This window comes from Qipengyuania sp., assembly GCF_042095715.1.
In the GTDB taxonomy this organism is placed as follows: domain Bacteria; phylum Pseudomonadota; class Alphaproteobacteria; order Sphingomonadales; family Sphingomonadaceae; genus Qipengyuania.
Window position 1 is genome coordinate 1 of sequence record NZ_JBELMO010000021.1, and the last position, 25,159, is coordinate 25,159.

Sequence of the window (25,159 nt, forward strand, 5' to 3'; positions counted from 1 at the left end):
CCGTTCGACCGGGCGGATGATCCTGCGCGCGGCGACGCCGGCGGGCCTCTCCACCATCCGCCGCTCGGTCGCCCCACCCTCCGTGGGTCAACTCTCCGCGCTTCGCCGCCCGCTCGGCGTGGGCTGGGGCGTGCTCGTCGCCAACATGCTGGCGCAGGCGCTGCTGACGGTCGGCGTGCTGGCTTCGCTCTATGCCGGTTACCTGGCGCCCGAGTTCCGCGTCACCGCAAGCCAGCTCTCCGCCGTGGTCAACGGTTTCGCGACCATCCTGCTGTTCGCGCTGATCGACCCGCAATTGTCCGTGATGACGGACGACGTGGTGGAAGGGAAGGTGTCCGAACCATTGTTCCGCCGCACCATCGTGTGGATCTCGCTCAGCCGGTTTGCGGGCACCTTGCTGGCGCAGGCCATCTTCCTGCCCGCCGCCGCCGCCATCGCGTGGATCGCGGTCTATGTCTGACGATCCAGCTCCTCGTTCAGGCGCAAGGAGCAGCGCCAGAAGAAGAACGCCGGAATAAGGCTCATCAGGCTGGCAGCATAAAGCACCCAGCGCACGCTGTCCTCGCCCGCCGCCGGCTTGACAGCATCGGAGAGCATGCCGAACAACAGGGGGCCGAGGCCCAGCCCGATCAGGTTCTGGCAGAACAGCAGAACCGCCGATGCCATCGCCCGGTTCTGCGGAGCGACAAGGCCCTGCACGGCGGAATAGGTTGGCCCGTAATACAGCGAACTCAGCAATACAGGGGGCGCCAGCAGCAGCACCGCCATCCACCATTCCGGCACCCAATAGGCCAGGATCGAGAGCGGAGCGACCAGCAGCATGCCGATCGCGGGCGCGGTCAGCACGTGGCGGCGGTTCTCCGAACCATAACGATCCGCGATGTGGCCACCCAACCAAGTTCCGCACAGGCCCGCAAGCCCATTTACGATCCCGAAATAGAGGCCGGTCTCACCGGGCGTCAGCCCGTGGGTGCGCTGGAAAAAGATCGTCGCCCAGGTGATCTTCCCATAGCTGAGAAAGGCGGCGGAGGCGGCGGCCGCCAGAAGCAGGACCAGCGCCTTACTGCCGAAGATCGCGCGGATGGCCGCCATGGCGTTGGTACTTGCCAGCGGATCGGCCGGAGCGGTGGTGGCAGGCGCGCTGCCGGAGCGGCGCGGTTCCTTCAGCACGAAAAGCACCACCAGCGCCAGCGCCACGCCTGGCAGGCCGACGACCACGAAAGCCATGCGCCAGCCTATCGCATCGGCCAGCAATCCGCCGATGATCATTCCCAGCAGGGTACCACCGGGAATGCCCAGCGCGTAAAATGCCAGCGCGGAGGCGCGGCGTTCCTTGGGCACGATGTCGCTGATCAGCGAATGCGCGGCCGGGGTGCATCCCGCCTCCCCCACGCCCACGCCGATCCGCGCCAGCAAAAGCTGCACGAAGTTCGCCGCCATGCCGCACAACGCCGTCATCGCGGACCATAACGCCAGCGCCCCTGCAATCAGGCGGGGGCGGCTGGTGGAGCGCCGGTCGGCGTAACGCGCGATCGGGATCCCCAGCACGGTATAGAAGATTGCGAAGGCCAGTCCCGTCATCAGCCCGATCTGCGTATCCGAAAGGCCCAGATCGGTGGCGATGGGTTCGGCAAGGATGTTGACGATCTGGCGATCGATGAAGTTGAAAATATAGACGACGAGAAGGATGGTCAGCGTCGCATACGCGCCGCGCGGCATGGGTACGGCGGCGCGCGCGGCTGGCGCAGGATTACGGGTTGCCATCAGGCTTTCTCTCCATTCCGGTTTTGAAACACCGGTATGGTCGGATGGTCCGCCACCTGACGGGCAAGGTCAAGCCCGCGCGGCAAGTTTCGGGGGGTTTATCCGATCGGTTCGTCGATGGAGCCGGGCGGTCTGCTGAACCACCGTGGTCCGCCCGCGGTCATGTAAAAGCAATCCTCCAGCCTGATGCCGAAGGCGCCGGGGATGTAGATGCCCGGCTCGTCCGAAAAGCACATGCCCGCCGTCAGCTCGGTTTGCTCGCCGTGAACCAGATTGACCGGTTCGTGACCGTCCAGCCCGATGCCGTGTCCGGTGCGGTGCGATGTGCCGGGCAGCTTGTATCCCGGGCCGTAGCCGAGCGTTTCGTAGTAGGCGCGAACCGCATCATCGACCTTGCCCGCCGGCGTACCGATCTGCGCGGCTTCGAAGGCGATCTGCTGGCCTTTTCGCATCTCGTTCCAGACCGTGCGCTGGCGCGCGCTGGGTTCTCCGAACACGAAGCTGCGTGAGATGTCCGACTGGTAGCCGTGCACCGCGCATCCGCTGTCGAGCAATATGACCTCGCCCTCGCGAACTTCCTGCGGCTTGCCCGACCCATGGGGATAGGCGCTGGCTTCACCCAGCAGGACCAGGGCGAACTCCGGGGTGCCGCCCATGGCCACGGTGGCCGAGTTGATCAGCCGGCCGACGTCCGCCGGGGTCATGCCCTTCTCGATACGCGGGTATGCATGGCGATAGGCGGCCAGGGTGATGTCGTTGGCGGTCTGCATCAGCGCCAGCTCCGCTGGAGACTTGATCATGCGGCAGCCGCGCACCACCGCATCGCCATTGACGATGGCCGCATCGGGCAGCGCGCGACCGAGCCGGTCGACCGCGAAATAGCGCACCGTTTCCTCGATCCCGATCCGCCCTTTGGCTAGCCCCCGTGCGGTCAGCCATGTGCCGATCGCGGACAGCGGGTCCTTGTCCTCGTTCCATGTCAGGACCTGTGCGGGCACGGCGAGCGTTTCGCGGACAGACGGCTCCTCGAAGAAAGGCGTGACGACCGCGATCTCGCCCTCGCGCGTCATGATCGCGCCCGTCAGCCGCTCGCTACGCCACCACTGGATGCCGGTGAAATAGACCAGGCTCGATCCCGCTTCGATCAGGACGGCATCGAGGTTATTCGCCCGCATCAACGCCCCTGCGCGCGCGATCCGCGCCTGGCGTTCCTCGGCTGTGATAGGCCGGGCGGAAGCGGCGAGGTTGGGCAGTTCGCCCCTTGTGCCGTCCTGCGCCCTCAGCGGGAAAGCCGCCGCGAAGCCAGCCAGCCCCGACATCGCCAGAAAATCGCGCCTGTCCATCCTCGTCCCTTCCTTCGCTTCCTCAGCGGTAGAGCAACAGGCCCTCGACCTGCTCGCGCCAGGCGGCCTCGTCGGCAGCGGCGATGGTGTCCAGATCGCCCGCGTCTCTCGCCGGATCATCGACCCATTCACGCAGCGCGGGGCCGCCATTGATCACGTCGATCGCCAACCGGTCGAACTCGTATTCGTAGGGGAAGTCGCGCCAGATCTCGTAGTCGGGGTACAGCGAGCGGATGGCCCGGAACGCCAGCGCCTGAAGCCGCCAGGGTCGGAAGGCGTGATGATCGTAGAACCGCCCTTCGGCATGGATCATGATGCCGTTGCACAGTTCGCCCGCATGTTTGTGGAACGTCGGGGTGAACCAGCATTCGCGCAGGGCACAGCCCGCAAGCCATTGCGGGGCAATCCGCTCCATCTCTGCCAACACGGCCTTGGCATCGACATCGGGCGCGCCGAACAGAACCTCCAGCGGACGGGTGGTGCCGCGCGCTTCGGACAGCATGGCCCCTTCGATCATCACCGTCCCCGCATAGGCGCGCGCCATGTTGAGGCTGGCGGCATTGGGGCTGGGATTGATCCAGATGCGGTCCTCGGGCCAGCCGTAACCGGGTGCGGCATCAGGCTGCCAGCCTTCCATCTCGATCACCCGGTAAGCCACATCGATATCGAAGCGGCGGATGAACCAGTAACCCATTTCGCCCATGGTCAGTCCGTGGCGCATCGGCATGGGTCCCGCGCCCACGAAGCTTTCCTGTCCCGGCACAAGCAACGTTCCCTCGATAGGCCGCCCCGCCGGGTTTGGCCGATCGAGCACCCATACCTCCTTGCCGTGCCTGGCCGCTTCCTCGAGCAGATAAAGCAGCGTGGTCACGAAGGTGTATATCCGGCAGCCCAGATCCTGAAGGTCGAACAGGAACACGTCCGCGCTCGACATCATCTGCCCGCTGGGGCGTCGCACCTCGCCATAAAGGCTGAACACCGGAATGCCGTAGACCGGATCGGTCTCGTCCTCCGTCTCCACCATGTTGTCCTGCTTGTCCCCCTTCAGCCCGTGCTGCGGGCCGAAGGCGCTGGTGACGTTCAAGCCCGCCGCGATCAGCGCGTCGAGACTATGAGTCAGATCCTGAGTGACGCTGGCCGGATGGGCGACGAGCGCGACTCGCCTGCCCTCGAGCGGTTTTCGCAAGGTCTGGTCGGCGAGCAGCCGGTCGATGCCGAATTTCATGCGCGCTTGGGTGGCTCAAGCGTGGCGGCGAAGCAAGCGGGGGCGTGAAAATCGGGATCGGCGCCGGGATGGGCGAGCGCCCAATAGCTGAGTGCCGCGCCCTCTTCCTCGATGACCGCCGATAGAGCGATGGCCGGCTCCCCGCCGAAAAGCGGTATCGCGGGAATGGCGGCATCGAAGATCGCGAAGCTGCTGCCCTGGCGCAGGGTGCAGTCCGGCTCTCGCGGCAACGGTAGCTCCTCCTGCCCCTCGCGGTAATCGGCAAAGCGATAGGCGTTCCAGCGTTCCGAAGGGGAAAGGTTGAATTCGGCATAGCCCGGCCCTTCCCCGTCCCGCACGAAGAGTTCGAAACAGGTCGTGCGCCACAGCCCATCGTCCCGCCCGCGCCCGGCAAAGGGCGGCGCAACGAGCGCCTGTGCGCCCTCGATACGCCAGCGCAGCCGTAGCCATTCGCCGTCCAGCGACACCACCCTTGCCGTGATGCCCGAAATCCTCGACGGCGGCCGCGCCGGATGGGCGGTCAATTCCAGCGTTTTCACCTTGCGACCCTCATGCTAGCGCGCGCACCATTGTCCCCGGGGAGCCCAATGAGCGAATATCAGTCCGAACTGCTGCGCGTGATGGAAGAGCGCGGCTATGTCCATCAAATCACGGACCCCAAGGGCCTGGACGCCCTTGCCGCGCGACAGGTGGTGCCAGCCTATGTGGGCTTCGATGCCACCGCCCCTTCGCTGCATGTCGGCAATCTGGTCTCGATCATGTTGCTGCGGCGCCTCCAGCAGGCCGGGCACAAGCCGATCGTGCTGATGGGCGGCGGCACCACGCGGATCGGCGATCCGACCGGCAAGGACGAAGTCCGCAAGATGCTGACCGACGACGCGATCGAGCAGAACATCGCCTCGATCCGCACGGCATTCGAAAATCTGCTGACCTTCGGCGACGGGCCGACCGATGCGGTGATGGTCAACAACCACGATTGGCTGGGAAGCATCGGCTATATCGAGATGCTCCAGCGGGTCGGCACGCATTTTACCGTCAATCGCATGCTGTCCTTCGATTCGGTTCGTCTGCGGCTCGAACGCGAACAGCCGATGACCTTCCTAGAATTCAACTACATGATCCTGCAAGGGTACGACTTCCGCCATCTCAATCGCGAGATGGGCGTAAAGCTGCAGATGGGCGGCAGCGATCAATGGGGCAACATCGTCAACGGCGTGGAACTGGCGCGGCGGATGGACGGGCAGGAAGTCTTCGGCCTGACCACGCCGCTGATCACCCGGGCCGATGGCACCAAGATGGGCAAATCCGTTTCGGGCGCGATATGGCTGAACGAGGCGCAACTGCCGAATTACGATTTCTGGCAATACTGGCGCAACGTGGACGACCGGGATGTCGGGCGTTTCATGCGCTTGTTCACCGATCTGCCGCTGGATGAGATCTCGCGGCTGGAGGCGTTGGAGGGCGCGGAGATCAACGACGCCAAGATCGCACTCGCCAATGCCGTAACGGCGCTGGTTCGGGGCGCGGCCGCGGCTCGCGCTGCCGAAGCGACAGCGACCGCCACCTTCGCGGGCAGCGGCCTGGGCGAGGACCTGCCGGTCCTGCATGTGGGTGAAGATGGTATGCGGATCGGCGCGGCGCTGACCGAGCTGAGATTCACGGCCAGCGGGGGCGAGGCGAAGCGCAAGGTCGCGGAGGGCGCGGTGAAATTCGACGAGACCGTCATCACCGATCCTGCTTTTGTGGTAACCATAGCCGAGGGGGCCGACGCTCGGCTGAGCCTGGGCCGCAAGAAACACGCCGTGGTCAGGCGGTAGCTTTCGGCACGGGGAAATCGGACCCCCGCGCTTAACTGAAAATCAGCCTTTTGCGCGCATTTTGCCCACTGACAGACACAGTAGGGAAGCGTCTTCCATGGCCGCAGGAGCACAGCTCAGCGTCACCGACCAACGCCGCCTGGCGCGGCATCCGGTCGATCATCCGGTGATCGCGGAGCATTTTCGCAAGGGCGACTTGCGGCTGCACATCGCCAACCTGTCGGCCCACGGCTTCATGGTGGACGATGCCAAGGAACTGGCGCGAGGCGACCGGGTCATCATCCGCCTGCCGGTGATCGGCCGGATCGAGGCCTATGTCATCTGGTGCCGCGACAACCGTGCCGGCTTCCAGTTCGAACGGATCATCCGTGTCGACGATTTCCTAGCGATGATCGATACGTTGCAACCCAATCCGCGCCTGCGCCGCTCGCGCTGACGCCGGTCGCCACCGCAAAGCAAAAATAGCGCGGCGCCCCGCTTCACAAGCGTGGGCGCTGCTGCCATTGCGGCGCGCGTGAGCGCCGCCGACACCACCCTCTCGCCCGATCGTTCTCCGCTCAGGATCCACAACTTCCGCTGTTACTGGATCGCGCGCCTGTCGATGACGCTGGGCCAGTACGCGATGATGCTGGTCATCGGCTGGCAGACGTATGACATCGCGCGCAATTCCGGGCTCGGCGTCGCGGCGGCTTCGGGCCAACTGGCGCTGATCGGCCTGTTGCAGTTCCTGCCGCTGTTCGTGCTGACGCCGTTTTCCGGCCTCGCGGCTGACCGGTTCAACCGCAAGACGGTGGGCCGGCTCACCATCGGTCTCCAGTTCGCCTGCGCAGTGGCGCTTGCCATTCTCACATATTCGGACCGGCTGACGCTCACCAGCCTGTTCGCGGTTGCGGTCGCGCTGGGCGTGGCGCGCGCCTTCAACGGCCCCGCGCTATCAGCGCTAGCGCCCAATCTGGTGCCAAAGGCCCTGCTTCCCAATGCGATCGCTCTGTCATCCATATCCTGGCAGAGCGGGATGATCGTGGGGCCGGCAGTGGGCGGTTATACCCACGCGATCGTGCCGTTCCTGCCCTATGCCATCGCGGCCGGGCTATTCATCCTGGCGATTATCGCGCTCAGCCTGATCGGGCAGGTTCCGCGATGCACCATCACCGGTGCGCAGCGGCCGATTGCACAGGTGATCGACGGTTGGCGTTATGTGATCCACAACAAGATGGTGCTGGGCGCCATCACGCTCGATTTGTTCGCAGTCTTTCTTGCCGGCGCGACCGCGCTGTTTCCCGTTTACGCTCGCGATATCCTGATGGTCGGGGAAACCGGCCTGTCCCAGCTTGCCATGGCGCCCGCCATCGGTGCCGTCGTCAGTGCGACATGGTTCAGTTTCCGCCCGCTGAAGACCGGGGTGGGTCCCAAGATGCTGGCGGCCGTTGGCATATTCGGCGTGGCGACCGTCGTGTTCGCCTTTTCGAAGTCGATGCCGCTCAGCCTGGCGATGCTGTTCATCGTCGGCGCTGCCGACATGTTCAGCGTGTACATCCGCCAGTCGCTCGTCCAGCTCTACACGCCGGACGAGAAACGTGGCCGGGTCTCGTCCGCCAGCCTCCTCACCATCAGCGCCTCCAACGAGGGGGGCGATGCCTTTTCCGGCTGGCTCGCCAGCCTGATCGGCCCCGTGGCGGCGGTCGCGGTGGGCGGTGTGGGTGCCCTGGTCACCGTCGCGCTGTGGGGCTGGCTGTTCCCGGTCTTGCGGAACACCCGGACCTTCGACCCGCCCGAAGCATTGGAAGATGAATACCCCGAAGAAAAGCTTCAGGAGCAGATACCATGAAAGCCGACTCCATCCTCGCCACGATTGGCGCAACCCCGCACATCCGCCTGTCGCGCCTGTTTCCCGACCATGAGGTCTGGATAAAATCGGAACGCGCCAATCCGGGCGGGTCGATCAAGGACCGTATCGCGCTCGCCATGGTGGAAGATGCGGAAAAGGCCGGCAAGCTGAAGCCGGGTGGCACCATTATCGAGCCGACCAGTGGAAACACCGGGATCGGCCTTGCGATGGTCGCCGCGGTCAAGGGCTACAAGCTGGTTCTTGTCATGCCGGAAAGCATGAGCCTGGAACGGCGCCGCCTGATGCTGGCCTACGGTGCCAGTTTCGACCTGACGCCTAAGGAAAAGGGCATGAAGGGCGCCATCGAGCGCGCCGGAGAGTTGGTGTCCCAAACCGATGGCGCGTGGATGCCCAGCCAGTTCGACAATCCCAGCAATTTCGAGGTTCACGCCCGCACCACCGCGCGCGAAATCTTCGAGGATTTCCGCGATTCCCCCATCGATGTGATGATCACGGGCGTCGGCACCGGCGGGCACATCACAGGCTGTGCCGAAGTGTTGAAGTCGGAGTGGAGCAACATGAAAGCCTATGCGGTGGAGCCGGCGGGATCCCCCGTCATCTCGGGTGGTGAGCCGGGGCCTCACCCCATTCAGGGCATCGGCGCGGGTTTCGTGCCGGAGAACCTCCATATGAATTCGATCGACGGTGCGATCCAGGTCGATCCTGACGATGCGAAGGAAATGGCGCGCCGCTCCGCCAGCGAAGAAGGATTGCTGGTGGGCATTTCCAGCGGCGCCACGCTGGCAGCCATTGCCAAGAAGCTACCCGAACTGGACGCGGGAACGCGGGTGCTGGGCTTCAATTACGACACCGGCGAACGCTATCTTTCGGTTCCGGACTTCCTGCCGGAAAGCTGACGCAGACTACCGGCGAAAGATTTCAAGTCCCGGGGGAGCAGGTGAAAGATTGCCTGCCTCCCCGGACATTCTGCGGCGTTGGACCCAAATCGCCGTCTCGCGCGTCTAGCGCGCAATGCATGTTCTACAGCCGGATCTGCCCGCCGCGCAGATCGATTCCGACCCGAATGCCGCAATAGCGCGCATTACCCTCAGCTATCTCTGGCGACACCGGCGTCTACCGCATCTCGATGATCCGCGCCGCTTCACCGAATGGGTGCAATAGCGCAAATTGTTCGACCGCAGCCCGCTCCATTCCAAACTGGTGGACAAGCTAGCGGCCAAAGCACGCGTCGAACAGACGCTGGGGCGTGAATGGGTGATCCCCACACTGTGGAGCGGGGGTATCCTTCCCGAAAGCCCGCCCGTGCTGCCCCCCGCCATGTTGAAAGCGCGGCATCGATGCAACCAGTTCGCGCGCGACGAGGAGCTTGGTGGATTGTGGAGCGCGGCCCGGACCGCCGCCGGCTCGACACGCGCGCGGCTTGGCGGCAAACAGGGGGCATGGACCCAGATACCCTCCTCTATAGCCACGACGGGCTGACTCTTACCGGGCAGCTTTTTAGACCCGTAGGATCGCCCCGCGCCGCCGTGGCCGTATTCCCGACGATTGCGAACCCTACGCCAGCAGTCGAAGCCAAGGCGCGGGCGCTGCGCGATGCCGGCTATGCCGCACTGATCGCCGATTTCTATGGCGAACAGCCCGCCGATATGGATGCGGCCCACGCTCTAGCCCAGCCCCTGCGCGGCGATGCAGAGGCGTTTCGCTCCCGGATCCGTCCCGCGCTCACGGCGCTGGCCGACGCCGTTCCGGACGTTCCGATGGCCGCGATCGGTTTCTGTCTCGGCGGGCATGCAGTGCTGGAACTGGCACGCGACGGAGCGGACCTCGTATTGGCGGCAAGCTTCCACGGCCTTCTTCAGACCCATGCTCCGGCCAGACCGGGCGCAGTGAAGGCGCGTCTCCTTGTATGCCATGGCGATGCGGACCCGCTGGTGCCGCGCGCGCATGTGATGGCGTTCTGGGAAGAAATGGATCGCGCTGGCGCGGATTGGCATTTCCATAGCTATGCCGGGGTCTTGCACGCCTTCACCAACCCCAACGCTCCTGCCGATTCCGATAATGTCGCTTGCGACGCAAGTGGCGACCGGCAAAGCTGGGCCGCGCTGATGTCTTTGCTCGATGAGTTGGTCGGGCCAGCGAGCTGACAAGAGGTCTCTATCGCGCTCGTTAGGCATGAAAATGCGGAGCGCACAAAAGCTCCGGCCTAGACCGTGGTGAACGAAGGCAAAAAAGCAAGGGCGCCGGAAGTTGACCACTTCCGACGCCGATGCCCTGCTTAAACCATTCGAATCAGTCAGTTACAGATGGCTTTAAAGACCGACTGTCTGCCTCAGCCCTGTTCTCAGGCCGCGGTCGCGAATGCCGCCTGGTCGAGCGCCATCATCGATTCGCTGCCCGCCTCCAGCTTGCGCCGCAGCGCGCCTGCATCGGGGAGGTAGCGTTCCGCATAATAGCGCGCGGTGGTCAGCTTGGTCTCGTAGAACGCCTTGCCTTCTGCATCATCGGCCAGCTTGGCCTGCGCCACCTTGGCCATCCGAAGCCACATCAGGCCCAGCGTCACGATGCCCATGATGTGCATGTAGTGATGCGCCCCGGCGCCCAGATCGTTGGGGTTTTTCATCGCGTGCTGCATGAACCACATGGTCGCGGCCTGCTGCTCGCCCAGCGCCTTTTCCAGCTTTTCCGCGATCGGACCCAGCCCCTCGTCGCCCTTCACCGCCGCGCATTCCTCACCCACGAGCTTGAAGAACGCCTGGACGGCGGCACCGCCGGCCTGCGCCAGTTTGCGACCGCAAAGATCCATTGCCTGCACGCCATTGGTGCCTTCATAGATCTGCGCGATCCGTGCATCGCGGACGAACTGCTCCATGCCCCATTCGCGAATGTAGCCATGCCCGCCGAACACCTGCTGCATGTCGGTGGCGATGGCATAACCCTTGTCGGTCCCATAGCCCTTGATGACCGGGGTCAGCAGGCCGATCATCTGGTCGGCCTCTTTGCGCTCCTCTTCGCTCTGGGCGCTGTGGCTCAGGTCCACCAGCAAGGCACCCCAGAGGGCCAGAGCGCGCATACCTTCGGTAAAGGCCTTGGCGTCCATCAGCATGCGGCGCACATCCGGGTGTACGATGATCGGATCCGCCTTCGCATCGGTGTCAGCGGGCCCGGTCAGTGCCCTGCCCTGACGCCTGTCGAGCGCATAGGCGACGGCGTTCTGGTAAGCGACTTCCGCCTGGCTAAGCCCTTGGACGCCCACACCCAGACGCGCGGCGTTCATCATGATGAACATCGCGGCCAGGCCCTTGTTCTCCTCACCCACGAGCCAGCCCTTGGCCCCATCGTAGTTGAGCAGGCAGGTGGCGTTGCCGTGAATACCCATCTTTTCCTCGATCGATCCGCAGGCCACGCCATTGCGGTCTCCGATGGAGCCATCCTCGTTCACAAGGAACTTGGGCACCACGAACAGCGAAATGCCCTTGCTGGAGTCGGGCGCGCCCGGAAGCTTCGCCAGCACCAGATGGATGATATTATCGGTCAGGTCGTGTTCGCCCGCCGAAATGAATATCTTGGTACCGGTAATGGAGTAACTGCCATCGGCCTGCGGCTCCGCCTTGGTGCGGATAAGGCCGAGATCGGTGCCGCACTGCGGCTCTGTCAGGTTCATGGTGCCCGACCATTCACCGCTGATCATCTTGGGAAGGTACTTCGCCTTTTGCTCGTCAGAACCCTTGGCCAGCAACGCCGATACGGCTCCGTTGGTGAGGCCTGGATACATGCCGAATGCCTGATTGGCGCTGGAAATGAACTCCTCCAGAGCGAAGCCGAGGACGTGCGGCATGCCCTGCCCGCCGAATTCCGCTGGCTGCGATATCGTCCCCCAGCCCGCCTCGCAAAATGCCTTGTAAGCTTCCTTGAACCCCTTTGGCGTGGTTACGGAGCTGTCGGCGTGGCGCGTACAACCTTCTTCGTCGCCGCTGCGATTGAGGGGCGCCAGCACCTCCGCGCAGAACTTTCCGCCTTCACCGATGACGGTATCGATGATGTCGCTGGTCGCGCTCTCGAACCCCGGCAGATTGCCGTAGCTGGCGAGGTCCAGGACCTCGTTGACGATGAAGCGGGTGTCTCGGGCAGGAGCAGTATAAGTAGGCATGATTATCCTCAGGTCTCTGGGTCGAGATTTTCGATATGGGCAATAAATTCGGTCAATTCCTTGATGGAACTGTCGATATCGGCACGCTGGCGCTTAAGCTTCGCCACATGCGCTCGGCATTTCTCCACGGTGACGCGGCGCTGCTTCACGCGGCCGTCGTCGAGATCGTACAGGTCGATCATCTCGCGGATTTCGGTCAGCGAGAAGCCCACGTTCTTGGCGCGCATGATCCAGGCCAGCCTGGCGCGGTCGCGTTTGGAATAATGCCGGGTGAGACCAACACGGCGCGGGGCGATGAGCCCCTCGTCCTCATAGAACCGCAATGCGCGGGCAGTGCAATCGAACTCCGCCGTCAGATCGGAGATAGTAAACGATTCGCGGGCGTGCTTGTCCGGCCGCTCCAGAAGGGCGCCTTCGCGTCGTCCGTTTGCGGGTTCTTCGGGTACAGAGGCTTGCTTGGCCATGCCTCCGATTTAGTGTCCGTTTACGTAAACGTCAACTAAGCGGAACCAGATGCTCGCCCTCAAGCTTGCGAAAAAAACAGTCATCGGCGCCGGTATGGCACACCGGTCCCGCCGGATCGCAGCGCAGGATCAGAGCGTCTTGATCGCAATCGACCAGGATTTCGCGGACCGTCAGAACGTTTCCCGAAGTCTCACCCTTCTTCCAAAGCCTGCCGCGGGATCGGGAGTGAAAATGTGCAAAACCGGTCTCGCGCGTGGCTGCCAGCGCCTGATCGTCCATGAACGCGAGCATGAGCACGTCTCCGCTGTCATGATCTACGACGATCGCAGCGAGCAGGCCTTGGGAATCGAATTTGGGACGGAATCGTTCACTCATGCCGGGTGCCTTATGCCTGTTGTTGCAGGATAACCACTGTGACGCAGCAAAATGCCTCGAAGATCCGATCAGGGCTATGCCTGAAGGCGCAAACGGGAGCATGATCGCGATGCAGGCCGATGCGGCCCGCACCATGGATCGATGGTGACGCTAGAGCGCCGGGTTCAGGGGCATATCGGGAAGCAGCCTAGCTGATCGCCTGGCGCACCGAAATTGAGGGAAGGACCCGTGCGGCAATAGGGGCGCCGCAGACCTGCAAGGGGGGTCCGTGCATATCGTCACGCTGCGCCCGGGACTGTAATGGTCCCGGGCGTTTCGCTTTTCTGCACCGATACGGCATCCAGAGCCTCCTCCAGAACCCGCGCGAAGCAAGCGATGCGCACGCTTTTCGCGCCGGCTTTCGAGAGAGCGGCGACGCAGGCCTCGCTCGTGGCGCCGCTGGTCAGGACGTCGTCGACGAGCAGGACATCGGCCCCCTTTATCATCGCCGCGGCAGCCGGGCGCACGGCGATGGCACCCGACAAGGCCCGTCGGCGGGCCTTTGCGCCCAGACCTCCGAGGCTGGGCGTGCGCTTCTTCCGGATAAGCCCCTCAACCAGCACCTGCCCCTGGTCCAGCTTGCCCAGTTCCCTCGCCAGCAGAGCGGCCTGGTTAAATCCGCGATGCCACAAGCGCCTGCGATGAAGTGGCACGGGAATAAGAAGGCGGCTCGTCCCATCCTGCGGCAGTCTTGCAGCGATCAGCCGCGCCATCATGGCTGCGAGGGCTATTCTGCGCCCGTGCTTGAACGTGAGGATCAACTTACGCGACACCGGTGTGTAGAGGGTCGCCGCAAAAATCCCGTCGTGTCGCGGAGGCTTCGAAAGGCAAGGCGCGCACCGGGCGTCGCTCGAGCTCGGTCCGTTCTCACCGAAGGGGCGCTGACAGGTCGAGCACCAGGGCTCTGTTGGGATCGCCAGCCCGTCCCAGCATGTGCCGCACAATCCCCCGTGCTTTCCAATGGCATCGCCGCATGAAGGGCACCGCGGGGGATAAACGAAATCGATGAGCGGCCCCATGCCCTCGGCAATTCGCGTCAGCATCGCCCTTCCCTCTCCGCCAAGCTTGCACCACCGGGACCGGTCCTCCACTTGGGCGCGATGGATGGCAAGCAGGTCCCGACGATTTTTTCCCCGCAGCGCATGCGCCTCGCCGAGCGCCGCGCACATTCTCGGCAGCTGGCGGGTGGCACCACCTGGCTATCCGAATTGATCGGCCACGATGTACTCGAACGCCTCGGCTTTCTCCGTTGCCAGCCTGGCAGCGCGCTGGTGCTGGGGGACAGGGCAGGCACCTTGTCGCCCGCGCTGGAGGCGAACGGAGCCGATGTCACCGCTCCAACTGAAATCGATCTGGAGCAACCACTTGCGCTCGGAACCTTCGATCTGATCGTATCCCTTCTCGATCTCGGCACAGTGAACGATCTGCCCGGAGCGCTGATCCAGCTTCGCCTGGCACTGAACCCGGGCGGCCTGCTGATCGCGGCGCTGGTGGGCGCCGGATCGCTCCCCCTCGTGCGCTCCGCAATGATGACCTCCGATGGTGAACGCCCGGCGGCGCGGATCCATCCACAGGTCGATGACCGGGCGGCCAGCGCCCTCATGCAGCGGGCAGGGTTCGCACGCCAGGTCGTGGACCGTTACACCATCACCGCGCGTTACGACGGGCTCGCCAATCTGGTTTCCGACCTGCGGGACCAGGGGCTGGGGAGCGTGCTAGCGGACCGCGCGCCGACCCTTTCACGCCGCCAGTACCAGCTTGCCCGTCAGGCGTTCGCCTCTCACGCCGACGAGAGCGGCAGAATTCCCGAATCCTTCGAGGTTGTCACCATGACTGGCTGGAAAAGCTAGACAATACTCGCCTGAGCCGCTGCCAGGCGCGCTATGGGAACGCGGTAGGGCGAGGCACTGACGTAATCGAGTCCGACCTGTTCGCAGAAGGCAATGGAGGCAGGATCGCCGCCATGCTCACCGCAGATGCCCAGCTTGATATCGGGCCGTGTCTGCCGCCCCGTCTCCGCCGCCATCTCGACCAGCTGGCCCACGCCCTCGACGTCCAGGCTCACGAAGGGATCGCGCGCATAGATGCCTTTTTCGACATAGGTCGTCAGGAACCGTCCCGCGTCATCGCGGCTGACGCCCAGCGTGGTCTGGGTCAGGTCGTTGGTGCCGAAGCTGAAGAACTCGCCTTCCTCCGCGATCTCGCCCGCCATCAGGGCGGCGCGCGGAAGTTCGATCATGGTGCCGACCAGATAATCGAGGCGCCTGCCCTTCTCTTCGAACACGGCGTCGGCAGTGTCGTCGATCAGCTTTTTGATTATCGCCAGCTCGCGCCGCGTGCCGACCAAGGGAACCATGATCTCCGGCACGGGTGCCTCGCCTTCGATCGCGCAGGCCGCCTCCAGGATGGCGCGGGCCTGCATCTCGTAGATCTCCGGATATGTGATACCGAGCCGGCATCCACGGTGACCCAGCATGGGGTTGAATTCGTGCAGTTCCGCCGCCCGCCGCTTCAGCTGATCCACATTCCGGCCGGTTGCCTTGGCAAGGTCTTCGAAATCCCCATCGTCGTGCGGCAGGAACTCGTGAAGCGGCGGATCTAGCAGACGTATCGTGACCGGCAGGCCCGCCATCACCGAGAAGATCGCCTCGAAATCGGAGCGCTGCTCGGGCAGCAGCTTGGCCAGCGCACCCCGGCGGCCCTTTTCATCATCCGCCAGGATCATCTCGCGCACGGCGGAAATGCGACCGGCGTCGAAGAACATATGCTCCGTACGGCAAAGCCCCACGCCCTCGGCCCCGAACTGGCGCGCCATGCGGCAATCGGCCTCGGTTTCGGCATTGGCCCGCACTTTCATGCGGCGGTGCTTGTCGGCCCATTCCATGAGCGTGCCGAAATCGCCCGCCAGCTCGGGCTCGATGGTTGCGACCTCGCCTGCCATCACTTGGCCATTCGCGCCATCGATGGTGATGATGTCGCCTTCCTTCAACTCGCGCGCGCCGATGGAAAGCGTGCGCGCATCGCGCTGAATCGAAATGGCGGACGCACCCGAAACGCAGGGACGCCCCATTCCGCGTGCGACCACGGCGGCGTGACTTGTCATCCCGCCGCGCGCGGTCAGAATACCCTTTGCCGCGTGCATGCCATGGATGTCTTCCGGGCTCGTTTCCACGCGCACCAGGATCACGCTTTCGCCCTGCCCGGCCATACGCTCGGCCGTATCGGCATCCAGCACGATCTTGCCGGAGGCGGCGCCCGGCGATGCGGGGAGGCCCGTGGTCAGCACGTCGCGCGGCGCATCGGGATCGAGCGTGGGGTGCAGCAGCTGGTCGAGCGCCATGGGATCGACCCGCTTGATCGCAGCCCTCTCGTCGATCAGCCCTTCGTCCACCATGTCGACCGCCAGCTTGAGCGCCGCCTTGGCGGTGCGCTTGCCGGTACGGGTCTGCAGCATCCACAGCTTGCCGCGTTCCACGGTAAACTCGATGTCCTGCATGTCCTTGTAATGGCGTTCGAGCAGTTCGAATGTATCGGCGAGCTGCGCGTAGGCATCGGGCATGGCTTCTTCCATGCTCGGCTTTTCGGCGCCCGCTTCCTCGCGCGCGGTTCTGGTGAGGTACTGCGGTGTACGGATGCCCGCCACCACGTCCTCGCCCTGGGCGTTGACCAGCCATTCGCCGTAATAGGCCTTCTCGCCCGTCGAGGGATTGCGGGTGAAGGCAACGCCGGTGGCGCTGGTATCGCCCATGTTGCCGAACACCATCGCCTGCACGTTGACGGCGGTGCCGAGATCGTGGGGTATGTCGTTCAGCCGGCGATAGACCTTGGCCCGCTCGGAATCCCAGCTGTCGAACACGGCGCGGATCGCGCCCCACAGCTGTTCCTGCGGGTCCTGCGGGAAATCGTGGCCCAGTTCTTCGGACACGATGCGCTTGTACTCGCCGACCAATGCCTGCCAATCGGCAGCCGACATTTCGGTATCGGTGTAGAAACCGTTGTCTTCCTTGGCGATCTCCAGCGCTTCTTCGAATAGCCCGTGATCGATGCCCAGGACGACATCGCCGTACATCTGGATGAAGCGACGATAGCTGTCCCAGGCGAAGCGTTCATCGCCGCTGATGCTGGCCAGGCCCTGCACCGTCTCGTCATTGAGGCCGAGGTTCAGCACGGTGTCCATCATGCCAGGCATGGAGATGCGCGCGCCGGAGCGCACGGAGACCAGCATCGGATCGCTAGCATCGCCCAGCTTCTTGCCCACGGTGCGCTCGATATGCGTCAGCGCTTCGGCCACGGCGGCCCGAAGATCGTCGGAGAAATCCCCACCTTCATTCAGATAGCGGAGGCACTCCTCGGTCGCGATGGTGAAGCCCGGGGGCACGGGCAGGCCGATGCTGGCCATTTCGGCCAGGTTCGCGCCCTTGCCGCCGGTGACCGCCTTATCCTTCTGGCGCGGGTCGGAATGCGGCGCGTTACCGCCGAAGGTGAAGACCGTATTGCTCATTTTGCCCCCAGGTTGACATGACGTTGACACAGTTGACCGTGTCTTGATGAAAAGTTGCGCTACCCTTCGATCCGGCTGAAATCGGCGACGCGGTTGACCGCATCGCGGAAGCGGAGAAGCAGGTCGAGCCTGGCGGCGCGCTTGTCCCGATCCGGGTCGTTCACTGTCACCTCGTCGAAAAACCGGTCGATCGGCGCACGCAGGGTTGCGAGCGCGCGCATGGCGGCGGAAAAATCTTCCGCCTGTATCGCCGCGCTGGCTTCCGGCTCCGCCGAATCGAGTGCCTCGATAAGGTCAGTTTCCGCAGGTTCGGGCGTGTAGGAAAGGGTATTCTTGTGCTTTTCGGCCATGCGGGCATCGACCACCGCCTTCATGTCGGGATCGTCGACCAGCGCGAGCGGATCTTCCTCGCCGGTTCGGGCGATCTCGCTGTCGCCGCCCTGCCAGTCTTCCTTCTTCAGAATGTTGGCCGCGCGTTTGTACCCGGCGAGCAGGTTGGCGCCGTCTTCGGTCTTCACGAAGTCCTGTAATGCTTTCACACGATTGAGAAGCCGTACGAGGTCGTCTTCGTTCCCGAGAGCGAACACCGCATCGATGAGATCGTGGCGGACGCCGGCTTCGCGCTGCTGGACCTTGAGGCGGTCGGCGAAGAAATCGAGCAAGTCACCGTCGGCCAGGCCCAAGCGCAGCCCGTTCTCCTGAATTATGCGGATTACGCCCAGCGCTGCGCGGCGCAGAGCAAACGGGTCTTTCGAGCCAGTGGGTTTCTCATCAATGGCGAAGAAGCTGCGCAGCGTATCCAGCTTGTCAGCCATAGATACAGCCACCGTGACCGGCGCGGTAGGCACTTCATCGCCCTGCCCCACCGGCTTGTAATGATCGCGGATGGCATCGGCCATCTCATCGGGCAGACCCTCGGCGCGGGCGTAATAGCCGCCCATAAGGCCCTGTAGTTCGGGAAATTCCCCGACCATCTCGGTCACGAGATCGGCCTTGGCGAGCCGTGCCGCCTGTTCGGCCATCTCTGGGTCCGCGTCCTTGACGATGCCCTCTTCGACCAGCCACCTCGCCAGTTTTGCCACGCGCTCGACCTTGTCGGCCACGGTGCCGAGTTGCTCGTGAAAGGTGATTCGCTCGAGCTTCTTCGCGTGCTCGGCGAGCGGGATCTTGCGATCTTGCTCCCAGAAGAAGCGCGCGTCGGAAAGGCGGGCAGCGAGGACCTTGCGGTTGCCGTCGACGATCGCCCCGCCGCCGTCTTCCGCCTCGATGTTGGCGGTGCATACGAAGGCATTGGCGAGCTTGCCGCCTTCATCCTCGCACACGAAATATTTCTGGTTCACGCGGGCCGTAAGCTGGATGACCTCGGGTGGGACGTCCAGAAACGCCTCGTCGAAGCGGCCGAGCAAGGGAAAGGGCCATTCGGTGAGGCCAGCGTTCTCGATCACCAGCCCCTCGTCCTCGACCAGCGAGAGGCCCGCAGCGGATGCCGCCTTCGCAGCGCCCTCGCGCACCAGGGCAGCGCGCTCCTCCTGGTCGACGATGACATGGGCGGCGCGCAGCTTCATCGCATAGTCGCCGGCATTGCCGATGGTGATGTCGCCAGAATGGTGGAATCGGTGGCCGAGCGTTACCGCTCCGCTGGTGACGCCGTGGACCTCGCACTCGACGACGTCATCGCCCAACAGCGCCACGATGCCGGAGAGCGGGCGCACCCACCGCAAACTGCCGGTGGAGAGCGAGGCGGCACCCCAGCGCATCGACTTGGGCCAGGCAAAGTCGCGGATGATTGCGGGAATGGCTTCGGCCAAAAGATCCCTGGTGGCGCGGCCGGGCTTGTCGATCACGGCGAAATACGTCGCGCGGCCCTTCACGTCGCGGACTTCGAGCTGCTCCTTCGTGATCCCGTTTTTGCGGCAGAACCCCTCCACGGCAGCCTCGGGCGCACCCTCGGGCGGGCCCTTGGCCTCTTCGGACACGGCAGCGGTGGCTTCGGGAAGGCCACGGGCGATCAGGGAGAGGCGGCGGGGTGTCGACCACACCGCGACGTCCGAGAGGTCGATTCCAGATGCGTCCATCTCCCGCTGGAACAGCTTTTCCAGTTCGGCGCGCGCACCAGCCTGCATCCGCGCGGGAATTTCTTCGGAACGGAGTTCGAGGAGGAAATCGCTCACAAGCTCCACTCCGGGTATTTCGCCTGCCATTCGGGGGCCATCTTTTCGGCATAGGCTTCGCATGAAGACCGCGCGAGATCGCGGACGCGGGCCATATAGCTGGCGCGTTCCTGCACGCTGATCACGCCGCGCGCCTGCAACAGGTTGAACACGTGGCTAGCCTCGATCGCTTGCTCATATGCGGCGATAGGAACCTGATTTTCCAATGCATTGCGGCATTCGGCCTCCGCCTTGGCGAACAGGTCGAACAGCGCATCAGTGTCGGCGACCTCGAAATTCCACTTCGACATCTGCCGCTCGTTTTCGAGGAAGACTTCGCCGTAGCTCACGCCGCGCCCGTTGAAATCGAGATCGTAGACGTTGTCGACGCCTTGGATATACATGGCGAGCCGTTCAAGGCCGTAGGTCAGTTCGCCAGCCACCGGCTTGCAGTCGAAGCCGCCCATCTGCTGGAAATAGGTGAACTGCGTCACCTCCATCCCGTCGCACCAGACCTCCCAGCCTAAGCCCCAGGCGCCCAGCGTCGGGCTTTCCCAGTCATCCTCCACGAAACGGATGTCGTGCTTCAGCGGGTCGATGCCGATCACGCGCAGGCTTTCCAGATAAAGATCCTGGATGTCCGGCGGGCTCGGCTTCAGGATGACCTGATATTGATAGTAATGCTGAAGCCGGTTGGGATTTTCGCCATAGCGCCCGTCGGTCGGGCGGCGGCACGGCTGCACGAAGGCCGCGTTCCAGGGCTCCGGCCCCAGAGCACGCAGCGTCGTGGCGGTATGAAAGGTCCCGGCACCCATACGCATATCATAGGGCTGGAGGATCAGGCATCCGCCCTTCTCACTCCAGAAATCGTGGAGCGCGAGGATCATGTCCTGGAAGCTCTTGGTCGGCTCTCGCTTCATAGAGGCCGCGCCATGGCGAAGGGGGCGGAAACCGTCAATGCCGGCAAGCGCGGAGAACTTGTCGTGACGACCATTCATCCCTTAAGATCAGAGCAGTTTGATAAACGCCTACCCTTCACCAATCGATCGTCCCGCGGCGCTGAACTTCCGAGCCCCTGTCGCTGCGCGCGAGTGAAACGCCAACGCATTGTGGAACCCTGAACATCCTTTCCCACAAAACTGAAATCATTGTCCTTCAAGGGAACTGTCCATGAAAAATGTTTCGCGCAAATTGGCTCTGCTCCTAGCGGGTCCCCTGCTTGCCCTTCCCGGCTGCGCCGGCATGGCCGACACGCAGACAGCTTCGACGGCCACTACCGCCGCCGCCGAGCACCCTGCCCTCTGGAAAGTGGCGGACGAGGATACGACGATCTATTTGTTCGGCACGATCCATGCCCTTCCCGATGGCATCGAATGGTATGAGGGCCCTGTCGCGACGGCGCTCTCCTCGGCCAGCGAACTGGTGACCGAAATTCCCCATGGCGCGATGGCCGATCCCGCTACCCAGGCCCGCTTCCAGCAGAGCGCGGCACTGCCGGAAGGCGAAAACCTGCGCGACAAGCTGAATGCCGAGCAGCGCGCGGTGTACGAGGCTGCGATGTCCAAGGCTGGACTGCCCGCCGCCGCCTTCGATCGGATGAAGCCCTGGTTCGCGGCCGTCACGCTGGGCGTGATCCCCGTGATAAAGGCGGGGTATTCGATGGAAGCCGGAGTCGAAAACGCGGTCGAGACGCAGGCCGCGGCGACGATGAAACGCAGTGCGCTTGAAAGCGTGGACGACCAGCTGGCCGCCTTCAACGGCCTGCCCATGCGCTCCCAGATCGATTACCTCGTCCAGGTGGCCGGACAGATCGACGAGGTCGTGCCGATGATGAACGATATGGTCGCGCTTTGGAGCAAAGGCGATGCCGCCGGACTGGCAGCCTTGCTCAACGACGAAATCGATGACCCGGCCCTGGCCGAAGCACTGCTTTACAAGCGCAATCGCAACTGGGCCGAATGGATAGACGATCGCCTGGATCGACCCGGCACCGTTTTCATCGCCGTGGGCGCGGGGCATCTGGCAGGCACCAACAGCGTGCAGGACTACCTGTCCGAGGACGGTATCGAGAGTCGGCGCGTGCAGTGATCGGCCGATTTCTCGGCGCCGCGATCTTGGCCTTGCTCCTCGCGGCGTGCGGACAGCCAGAGCACGCGAGCCAGCGGGCGGGCACCCCAGCGCTTTGGGAAATCGAGGGTGTCGGGGGTGCACCGGCAGGGTGGCTGTTCGGCACCGTCCATGCACTGCCCGACGGGACAAAATGGGAGAACTCCGCTCTGGACGGCGCGGTGCGGGGCGCGGGACTGCTCGTCGTGGAGGTTAAGGATCTCAAGGACCAGGCGGCGATAGCGGAGGTGTTTCAGGATATGGCTTATGACAAGCCCCCTGCCCCGCTGGTTTGGCGTGTGCCCCCGTCGGCACGAGATGCGCTCGATCGCGCCGTTTCGGCATCCGGGGCAACGAGGCCGGATCTGGCTCGAATGGAAACCTGGGCGGTTGCTCTGGTTCTTGCCCGCTCGGCGGCGCCTCTCGACCCGCAGAACGGTGTCGACCGTGAACTGGAGATGCGCTTCGCTAAACGACCGGTGGTGGAACTGGAGGGGGCATCGCGCCAGCTTGCGGTTTTTGACAGGCTGGCGGAAGAAGACCAGCGCGCGATGCTGCTCTCCGTCCTTAAGGAGGCCGGCACCGCCGGACGGCAATCCGACGCACTGGTGGCCGCTTGGCTGGAAGGCGATCTGGCCGCTATCGAAAGGACCGCTTTGCAGGGCATGCTCAGCGATCCCGAACTATACGATGCTCTACTGGCCGGTCGCAATCGGCGCTGGGCGGACCAGTTGCAGGACTTTATCGATCGGTGCCGCCGCCCGCTCGTCGCCGTGGGCGCCGCGCACATGGTGGGGAAGGACGGCCTGCCCGCCCTGCTTGCGGCGAAAGGCTACACCGTGCGGCGCGTTCAGTAATGCGCGTTGCATTTCGGGGCCGACCCGGCTAAGGGCCCGCGTTCCGGCGTCATGGTCATCCCTGGAGGCGTGGCGAGACCGGATACAACCCGCATTCGAAAGGCAATACCATGAGCGACGCTCTGACCCTGCCGGCTGAGGCGCGTGAACGGGCTGGCAAGGGAGCCTCCCGTCATCTGCGCCGTGAAGGCCGTGTCCCCGCCGTTATCTACGGTGGCAAGGAAGAACCCCAGATGATTCATGTCGAGGCGAAGGAATTGATTCGCATGCTCGACACCGGTCACCTGATGAATTCGATCGTAAACATCGAGATCGGCGGCAAGTCCGTGCGCACCCTGCCCAAGGACGTTGCGCTCCATCCCGTGACCGACCGCCCCGAGCACGCCGACTTCCTGCGCCTGTCCAAGGACGCCAAGGTCGAAGTCATGGTGCCCGTGGTATTCGTGAACGAAGAAAAGGCGCCTGGCCTCAAGAAGGGCGGCGTGCTCAACATCGTTCGCCACGAACTCGACCTGATTTGCGAAGCGGACAAGATTCCGAGCGAAATCGAGATCGACGTCACCGGCAAGGAAGTGGGCGATTCGATCCATATTTCCGAAGTTACCCTGCCCAGCGGCAGCGAAAGCACGATCACGGATCGCGATTTCACCATCGCCACCCTGGTCGCGCCGAGCGCGCTCAAGAAGGCCGAAGGCGACACCAGCACCGCTGCCAGCGGTGAAGGCGCCGGCGCCGACATGGAAGCGGGCGAAACCGCCGCGACCGAACAGGGCCCGGACGCCGATGCTGCCGAAGAACAGGAAGAAAAGAGCGAGTAAGCGCTTTCTTCCTCCAGCCAATCACCAGGGCGCCGGTCTCGAAAGAGGCCGGCGTTCTGCGTTTACGAGAGGTCGGCGAGAAGCGGACGGCTTCGCAGGCGCGGGCCTTCCGCGATCCTCTCCCTTGAGCTAGGCGGCGCCCATGCAAGTGTGGACAGGTCTTGGAAATCCCGGCCCGCAATATGCGATGAACCGGCATAATGTCGGCTTCATGGCGCTGGACGTCATCGCCGATCTGCATCGCTTCGGCCCGCCGCAGCGCAAGTTTTCCGGCTGGGTGCAGGAGGGGCGGATCGGCGCGCAAAAGATCCTCCTGCTGAAACCCGCCACTTTCATGAACGAAAGCGGGCGCGCCGTGGGGGAAGCGTTACGCTTCTACAAGCTGGGCACTGACTCACTAACGGTGTTTCATGATGAGCTCGACCTGGCGCCGTTCAAAATCAAGGTCCGCACCGGGGGCGGGCTAGCCGGCCACAATGGTCTGCGCTCAATCGACAAGCATCTTGGCCCCGATTTCCGCCGTGTGCGTATCGGAATCGGCCATCCCGGCCATAAGGACCGGGTCCACGGCTATGTCCTCGGCAATTACGCCAAGCAGGAACTGGACGATCTTTCCGACATGCTCGGCGCGATCGCGGCGGAGGCCGAATGGCTCGCAAAGGGCGACGACGCCCGTTTCATGAGCGACTATGCCCTTCGCCTCGCCAATACACGCTAGGTTCTTGCGAACCTAACTGCGGCTCGGGGCCGGTGCCGCATGGCACTTCCCGCGGCGAAGAAGCCGATGATCAGCATGGCCCAGGTCGCCGGTTCGGGTACGGCACCGCTCAGATTAAACTGGCGCTGCAAATCGGCGTAGATCGCCTGGTGAATCGGAGCGGTGGGGTGGACCCCATCGAAGGAGAAATACCCCACGCAGCCATTTGCGATGGCTGCAGGGCCAGCGGCCCGGCACGTCACCGTGGTGTTCTGCGGCGGTAGTCCCAGCGAACCCGGATCGACGAGCACACGTTGGAAGAAATCGAGATAGCTGAAGCGATACAATGTCGTGTCGGACGCCAAATTGAGGTTGCCGAGCGCTGTCGTCAGATATCCTTCCGCTGCGTAGGAGGCCGGATCATCCAGTACGGGGAAGCCGGTGATGAGGAAATTGCGCACGCCGAGGTCGTTGAGATACTGGACACCCTGCGCGTAATTGCTGGCTGCCATCATCAGAAAGGCGTCCTCTCCGGCCCCCGGGGGCGGGGCATTGAAGATATCGTTTCCGCCGAAATTCAGGACGTAAAGGCCATTGGAGTCAACAGTCCGACCAAAAGCAAGATTGCCAGAGAACAGCGCCAACTGCTCAGCAAGATCCGGTACCGGGGAGGTCGTTGTCGCCCTCGCACCGCCGAAGGCATAGTTCGTGCCGCCCTGAAGAGATGCGACAGTAGGGGTGCCGAACAGATCGATTGAAAGCAGGTCGGTGTAATCGTAGCCGTTCGTAAAACGGCCCTGGAAATACCCGGCCGCCGGATTGGGGGTCAGGCCGCCGGTAAGGGTGTAGATGTTCCCTGCATCGACCAGGCTGTCCCCAAACACCGTGAGCGAAGTGTATTGGGGCGTAGAACGCTCTGCCAGCACGGGTGTTGCGAATGTGGCGGCACAAACCGCCGCGGCAATAGCCGACGACCGAACAAACATGACGACTCTCCAGATTTTAT

Annotated in this window: 25 protein-coding genes and 1 pseudogene; 13 read left to right on the forward strand and 13 right to left on the reverse strand. The window is 63.7% G+C overall.

Annotated features, from left to right (window positions below):
• Positions 1-460 (forward strand): lipid II flippase family protein (locus ACFDTG_RS07145; RefSeq protein WP_375290332.1); only part of this gene is annotated, 460 nt, incomplete at its 5' end.
• On the opposite strand, the gene ACFDTG_RS07150 is transcribed toward ACFDTG_RS07145, so the two are convergent.
• The 4 genes from ACFDTG_RS07150 to ACFDTG_RS07165 form a co-directional block, all read right to left on the reverse strand.
• Positions 451-1,764 (reverse strand): spinster family MFS transporter, encoded by a 1,314-nt coding sequence (locus ACFDTG_RS07150; RefSeq protein ID WP_375290333.1) that lies wholly within the window; start codon positions 1,762-1,764, stop codon positions 451-453. The two genes, ACFDTG_RS07145 and ACFDTG_RS07150, sit on opposite strands and share 10 nt — an antisense overlap.
• Before the next feature lie 98 nt (positions 1,765-1,862).
• The gene (locus ACFDTG_RS07155; protein WP_375290334.1) at positions 1,863-3,107 is read right to left on the reverse strand and encodes a M24 family metallopeptidase; all 1,245 of its coding nucleotides are present in this window, start codon (positions 3,105-3,107) and stop codon (positions 1,863-1,865) included.
• 22 nt (positions 3,108-3,129) lie between these two features.
• Positions 3,130-4,332 carry an exo-beta-N-acetylmuramidase NamZ domain-containing protein gene (locus tag ACFDTG_RS07160; protein ID WP_375290336.1) on the reverse strand — a complete coding sequence of 401 codons (1,203 nt, stop codon included), beginning with the start codon at positions 4,330-4,332 and terminating at the stop codon, positions 3,130-3,132.
• Positions 4,329-4,871: a DOMON-like domain-containing protein gene (locus ACFDTG_RS07165; protein WP_375290337.1), complete on the reverse strand. Its 543-nt coding sequence runs from the start codon at positions 4,869-4,871 to the stop codon at positions 4,329-4,331. The genes ACFDTG_RS07160 and ACFDTG_RS07165 overlap by 4 nt, the downstream gene beginning before the upstream one ends.
• 48 nt (positions 4,872-4,919) lie before the next feature.
• Between ACFDTG_RS07165 and tyrS the strand changes: the two genes are divergently transcribed.
• The 7 genes from tyrS (at position 4,920) to ACFDTG_RS07200 (ending at position 10,142) form a co-directional block, all read left to right on the forward strand.
• A complete protein-coding gene (gene tyrS, locus ACFDTG_RS07170) occupies positions 4,920-6,149 on the forward strand; it encodes a tyrosine--tRNA ligase (protein ID WP_375290338.1) in 1,230 nt (409 codons plus the stop codon).
• 97 nt (positions 6,150-6,246) lie between these two features.
• The gene (locus ACFDTG_RS07175) at positions 6,247-6,585 is read left to right on the forward strand and encodes a PilZ domain-containing protein (protein WP_375290339.1); all 339 of its coding nucleotides are present in this window, start codon (positions 6,247-6,249) and stop codon (positions 6,583-6,585) included.
• Positions 6,586-6,663: 78 nt separating this feature from the next.
• Entirely contained in the window at positions 6,664-7,977 is a 1,314-nt protein-coding gene (locus ACFDTG_RS07180) for an MFS transporter (protein WP_375290340.1), read from the forward strand.
• Entirely contained in the window at positions 7,974-8,894 is a 921-nt protein-coding gene (gene cysK / locus ACFDTG_RS07185; RefSeq protein ID WP_375290341.1) for a cysteine synthase A, read from the forward strand. The genes ACFDTG_RS07180 and cysK overlap by 4 nt, the downstream gene beginning before the upstream one ends.
• A 115-nt stretch (positions 8,895-9,009) precedes the next feature.
• Entirely contained in the window at positions 9,010-9,159 is a 150-nt protein-coding gene (locus tag ACFDTG_RS07190; protein ID WP_375290342.1) for a hypothetical protein, read from the forward strand.
• A gap of 39 nt (positions 9,160-9,198) precedes the next feature.
• Complete coding sequence (locus ACFDTG_RS07195) at positions 9,199-9,477, forward strand: hypothetical protein (RefSeq protein ID WP_375290343.1); 279 nt, start codon at positions 9,199-9,201, stop codon at positions 9,475-9,477.
• Complete coding sequence (locus tag ACFDTG_RS07200; RefSeq protein WP_375290344.1) at positions 9,438-10,142, forward strand: dienelactone hydrolase family protein; 705 nt, start codon at positions 9,438-9,440, stop codon at positions 10,140-10,142. The genes ACFDTG_RS07195 and ACFDTG_RS07200 overlap by 40 nt, the downstream gene beginning before the upstream one ends.
• Before the next feature lie 197 nt (positions 10,143-10,339).
• Here ACFDTG_RS07200 and ACFDTG_RS07205 read toward each other — a convergent pair whose 3' ends face one another.
• The 5 genes and pseudogenes from ACFDTG_RS07205 to ACFDTG_RS07225 all read right to left on the reverse strand — a co-directional run.
• Complete coding sequence (locus ACFDTG_RS07205; protein ID WP_375290345.1) at positions 10,340-12,145, reverse strand: acyl-CoA dehydrogenase C-terminal domain-containing protein; 1,806 nt, start codon at positions 12,143-12,145, stop codon at positions 10,340-10,342.
• Positions 12,146-12,153: 8 nt separating this feature from the next.
• Positions 12,154-12,609 (reverse strand): MerR family DNA-binding transcriptional regulator, encoded by a 456-nt coding sequence (locus ACFDTG_RS07210; RefSeq protein ID WP_375290347.1) that lies wholly within the window; start codon positions 12,607-12,609, stop codon positions 12,154-12,156.
• Between the two features lie 31 nt (positions 12,610-12,640).
• Entirely contained in the window at positions 12,641-12,985 is a 345-nt protein-coding gene (hisI, locus tag ACFDTG_RS07215; RefSeq protein ID WP_375290348.1) for a phosphoribosyl-AMP cyclohydrolase, read from the reverse strand.
• 278 nt (positions 12,986-13,263) lie between these two features.
• The gene (locus ACFDTG_RS07220; protein ID WP_375290371.1) at positions 13,264-13,797 is read right to left on the reverse strand and encodes a ComF family protein; all 534 of its coding nucleotides are present in this window, start codon (positions 13,795-13,797) and stop codon (positions 13,264-13,266) included.
• A 66-nt stretch (positions 13,798-13,863) separates the two neighbouring features.
• Positions 13,864-14,193 (reverse strand): annotated as a pseudogene (locus ACFDTG_RS07225) (double zinc ribbon domain-containing protein); the annotation flags it as partial.
• Here ACFDTG_RS07225 and ACFDTG_RS07230 point away from each other — a divergent pair.
• The gene (locus ACFDTG_RS07230) at positions 14,125-14,874 is read left to right on the forward strand and encodes a methyltransferase (RefSeq protein ID WP_375290350.1); all 750 of its coding nucleotides are present in this window, start codon (positions 14,125-14,127) and stop codon (positions 14,872-14,874) included. The pseudogene ACFDTG_RS07225 and the gene ACFDTG_RS07230 overlap by 69 nt on opposite strands.
• Here ACFDTG_RS07230 and ppdK read toward each other — a convergent pair.
• From ppdK to ACFDTG_RS07245, 3 genes are read right to left on the reverse strand one after another with little or no spacing between them, the layout of a single operon-like run.
• The gene (gene ppdK, locus ACFDTG_RS07235; protein WP_375290352.1) at positions 14,871-17,525 is read right to left on the reverse strand and encodes a pyruvate, phosphate dikinase; all 2,655 of its coding nucleotides are present in this window, start codon (positions 17,523-17,525) and stop codon (positions 14,871-14,873) included. The genes ACFDTG_RS07230 and ppdK overlap by 4 nt on opposite strands.
• Before the next feature lie 59 nt (positions 17,526-17,584).
• Positions 17,585-19,696, reverse strand: a complete 2,112-nt coding sequence (gene glyS / locus ACFDTG_RS07240; protein ID WP_375290353.1) for a glycine--tRNA ligase subunit beta — start codon at positions 19,694-19,696, stop codon at positions 17,585-17,587.
• Positions 19,693-20,595, reverse strand: a complete 903-nt coding sequence (locus ACFDTG_RS07245; RefSeq protein WP_375290372.1) for a glycine--tRNA ligase subunit alpha — start codon at positions 20,593-20,595, stop codon at positions 19,693-19,695. Before ACFDTG_RS07245 ends, glyS begins: the two co-directional genes overlap by 4 nt.
• Before the next feature lie 250 nt (positions 20,596-20,845).
• Between ACFDTG_RS07245 and ACFDTG_RS07250 the strand changes: the two genes are divergently transcribed.
• The 4 genes from ACFDTG_RS07250 to pth all read left to right on the forward strand — a co-directional run bounded on the left by ACFDTG_RS07250 (position 20,846) and on the right by pth (position 24,174).
• Positions 20,846-21,763 carry a TraB/GumN family protein gene (locus tag ACFDTG_RS07250; protein WP_375290354.1) on the forward strand — a complete coding sequence of 306 codons (918 nt, stop codon included), beginning with the start codon at positions 20,846-20,848 and terminating at the stop codon, positions 21,761-21,763.
• On the forward strand, positions 21,760-22,638 hold the full coding sequence (locus ACFDTG_RS07255) for a TraB/GumN family protein (RefSeq protein WP_375290355.1): 879 nt from the start codon (positions 21,760-21,762) through the stop codon (positions 22,636-22,638). The genes ACFDTG_RS07250 and ACFDTG_RS07255 overlap by 4 nt, the downstream gene beginning before the upstream one ends.
• Before the next feature lie 110 nt (positions 22,639-22,748).
• Positions 22,749-23,456, forward strand: a complete 708-nt coding sequence (locus ACFDTG_RS07260) for a 50S ribosomal protein L25/general stress protein Ctc (RefSeq protein ID WP_375290356.1) — start codon at positions 22,749-22,751, stop codon at positions 23,454-23,456.
• 142 nt (positions 23,457-23,598) lie between these two features.
• Positions 23,599-24,174, forward strand: a complete 576-nt coding sequence (gene pth, locus ACFDTG_RS07265) for an aminoacyl-tRNA hydrolase (protein ID WP_375290357.1) — start codon at positions 23,599-23,601, stop codon at positions 24,172-24,174.
• Here the strand turns inward: pth and ACFDTG_RS07270 are convergent.
• Entirely contained in the window at positions 24,171-25,139 is a 969-nt protein-coding gene (locus ACFDTG_RS07270) for an SGNH/GDSL hydrolase family protein (RefSeq protein WP_375290358.1), read from the reverse strand. The two genes, pth and ACFDTG_RS07270, sit on opposite strands and share 4 nt — an antisense overlap.
• Between the last annotated feature and the right edge of the window lie 20 nt (positions 25,140-25,159).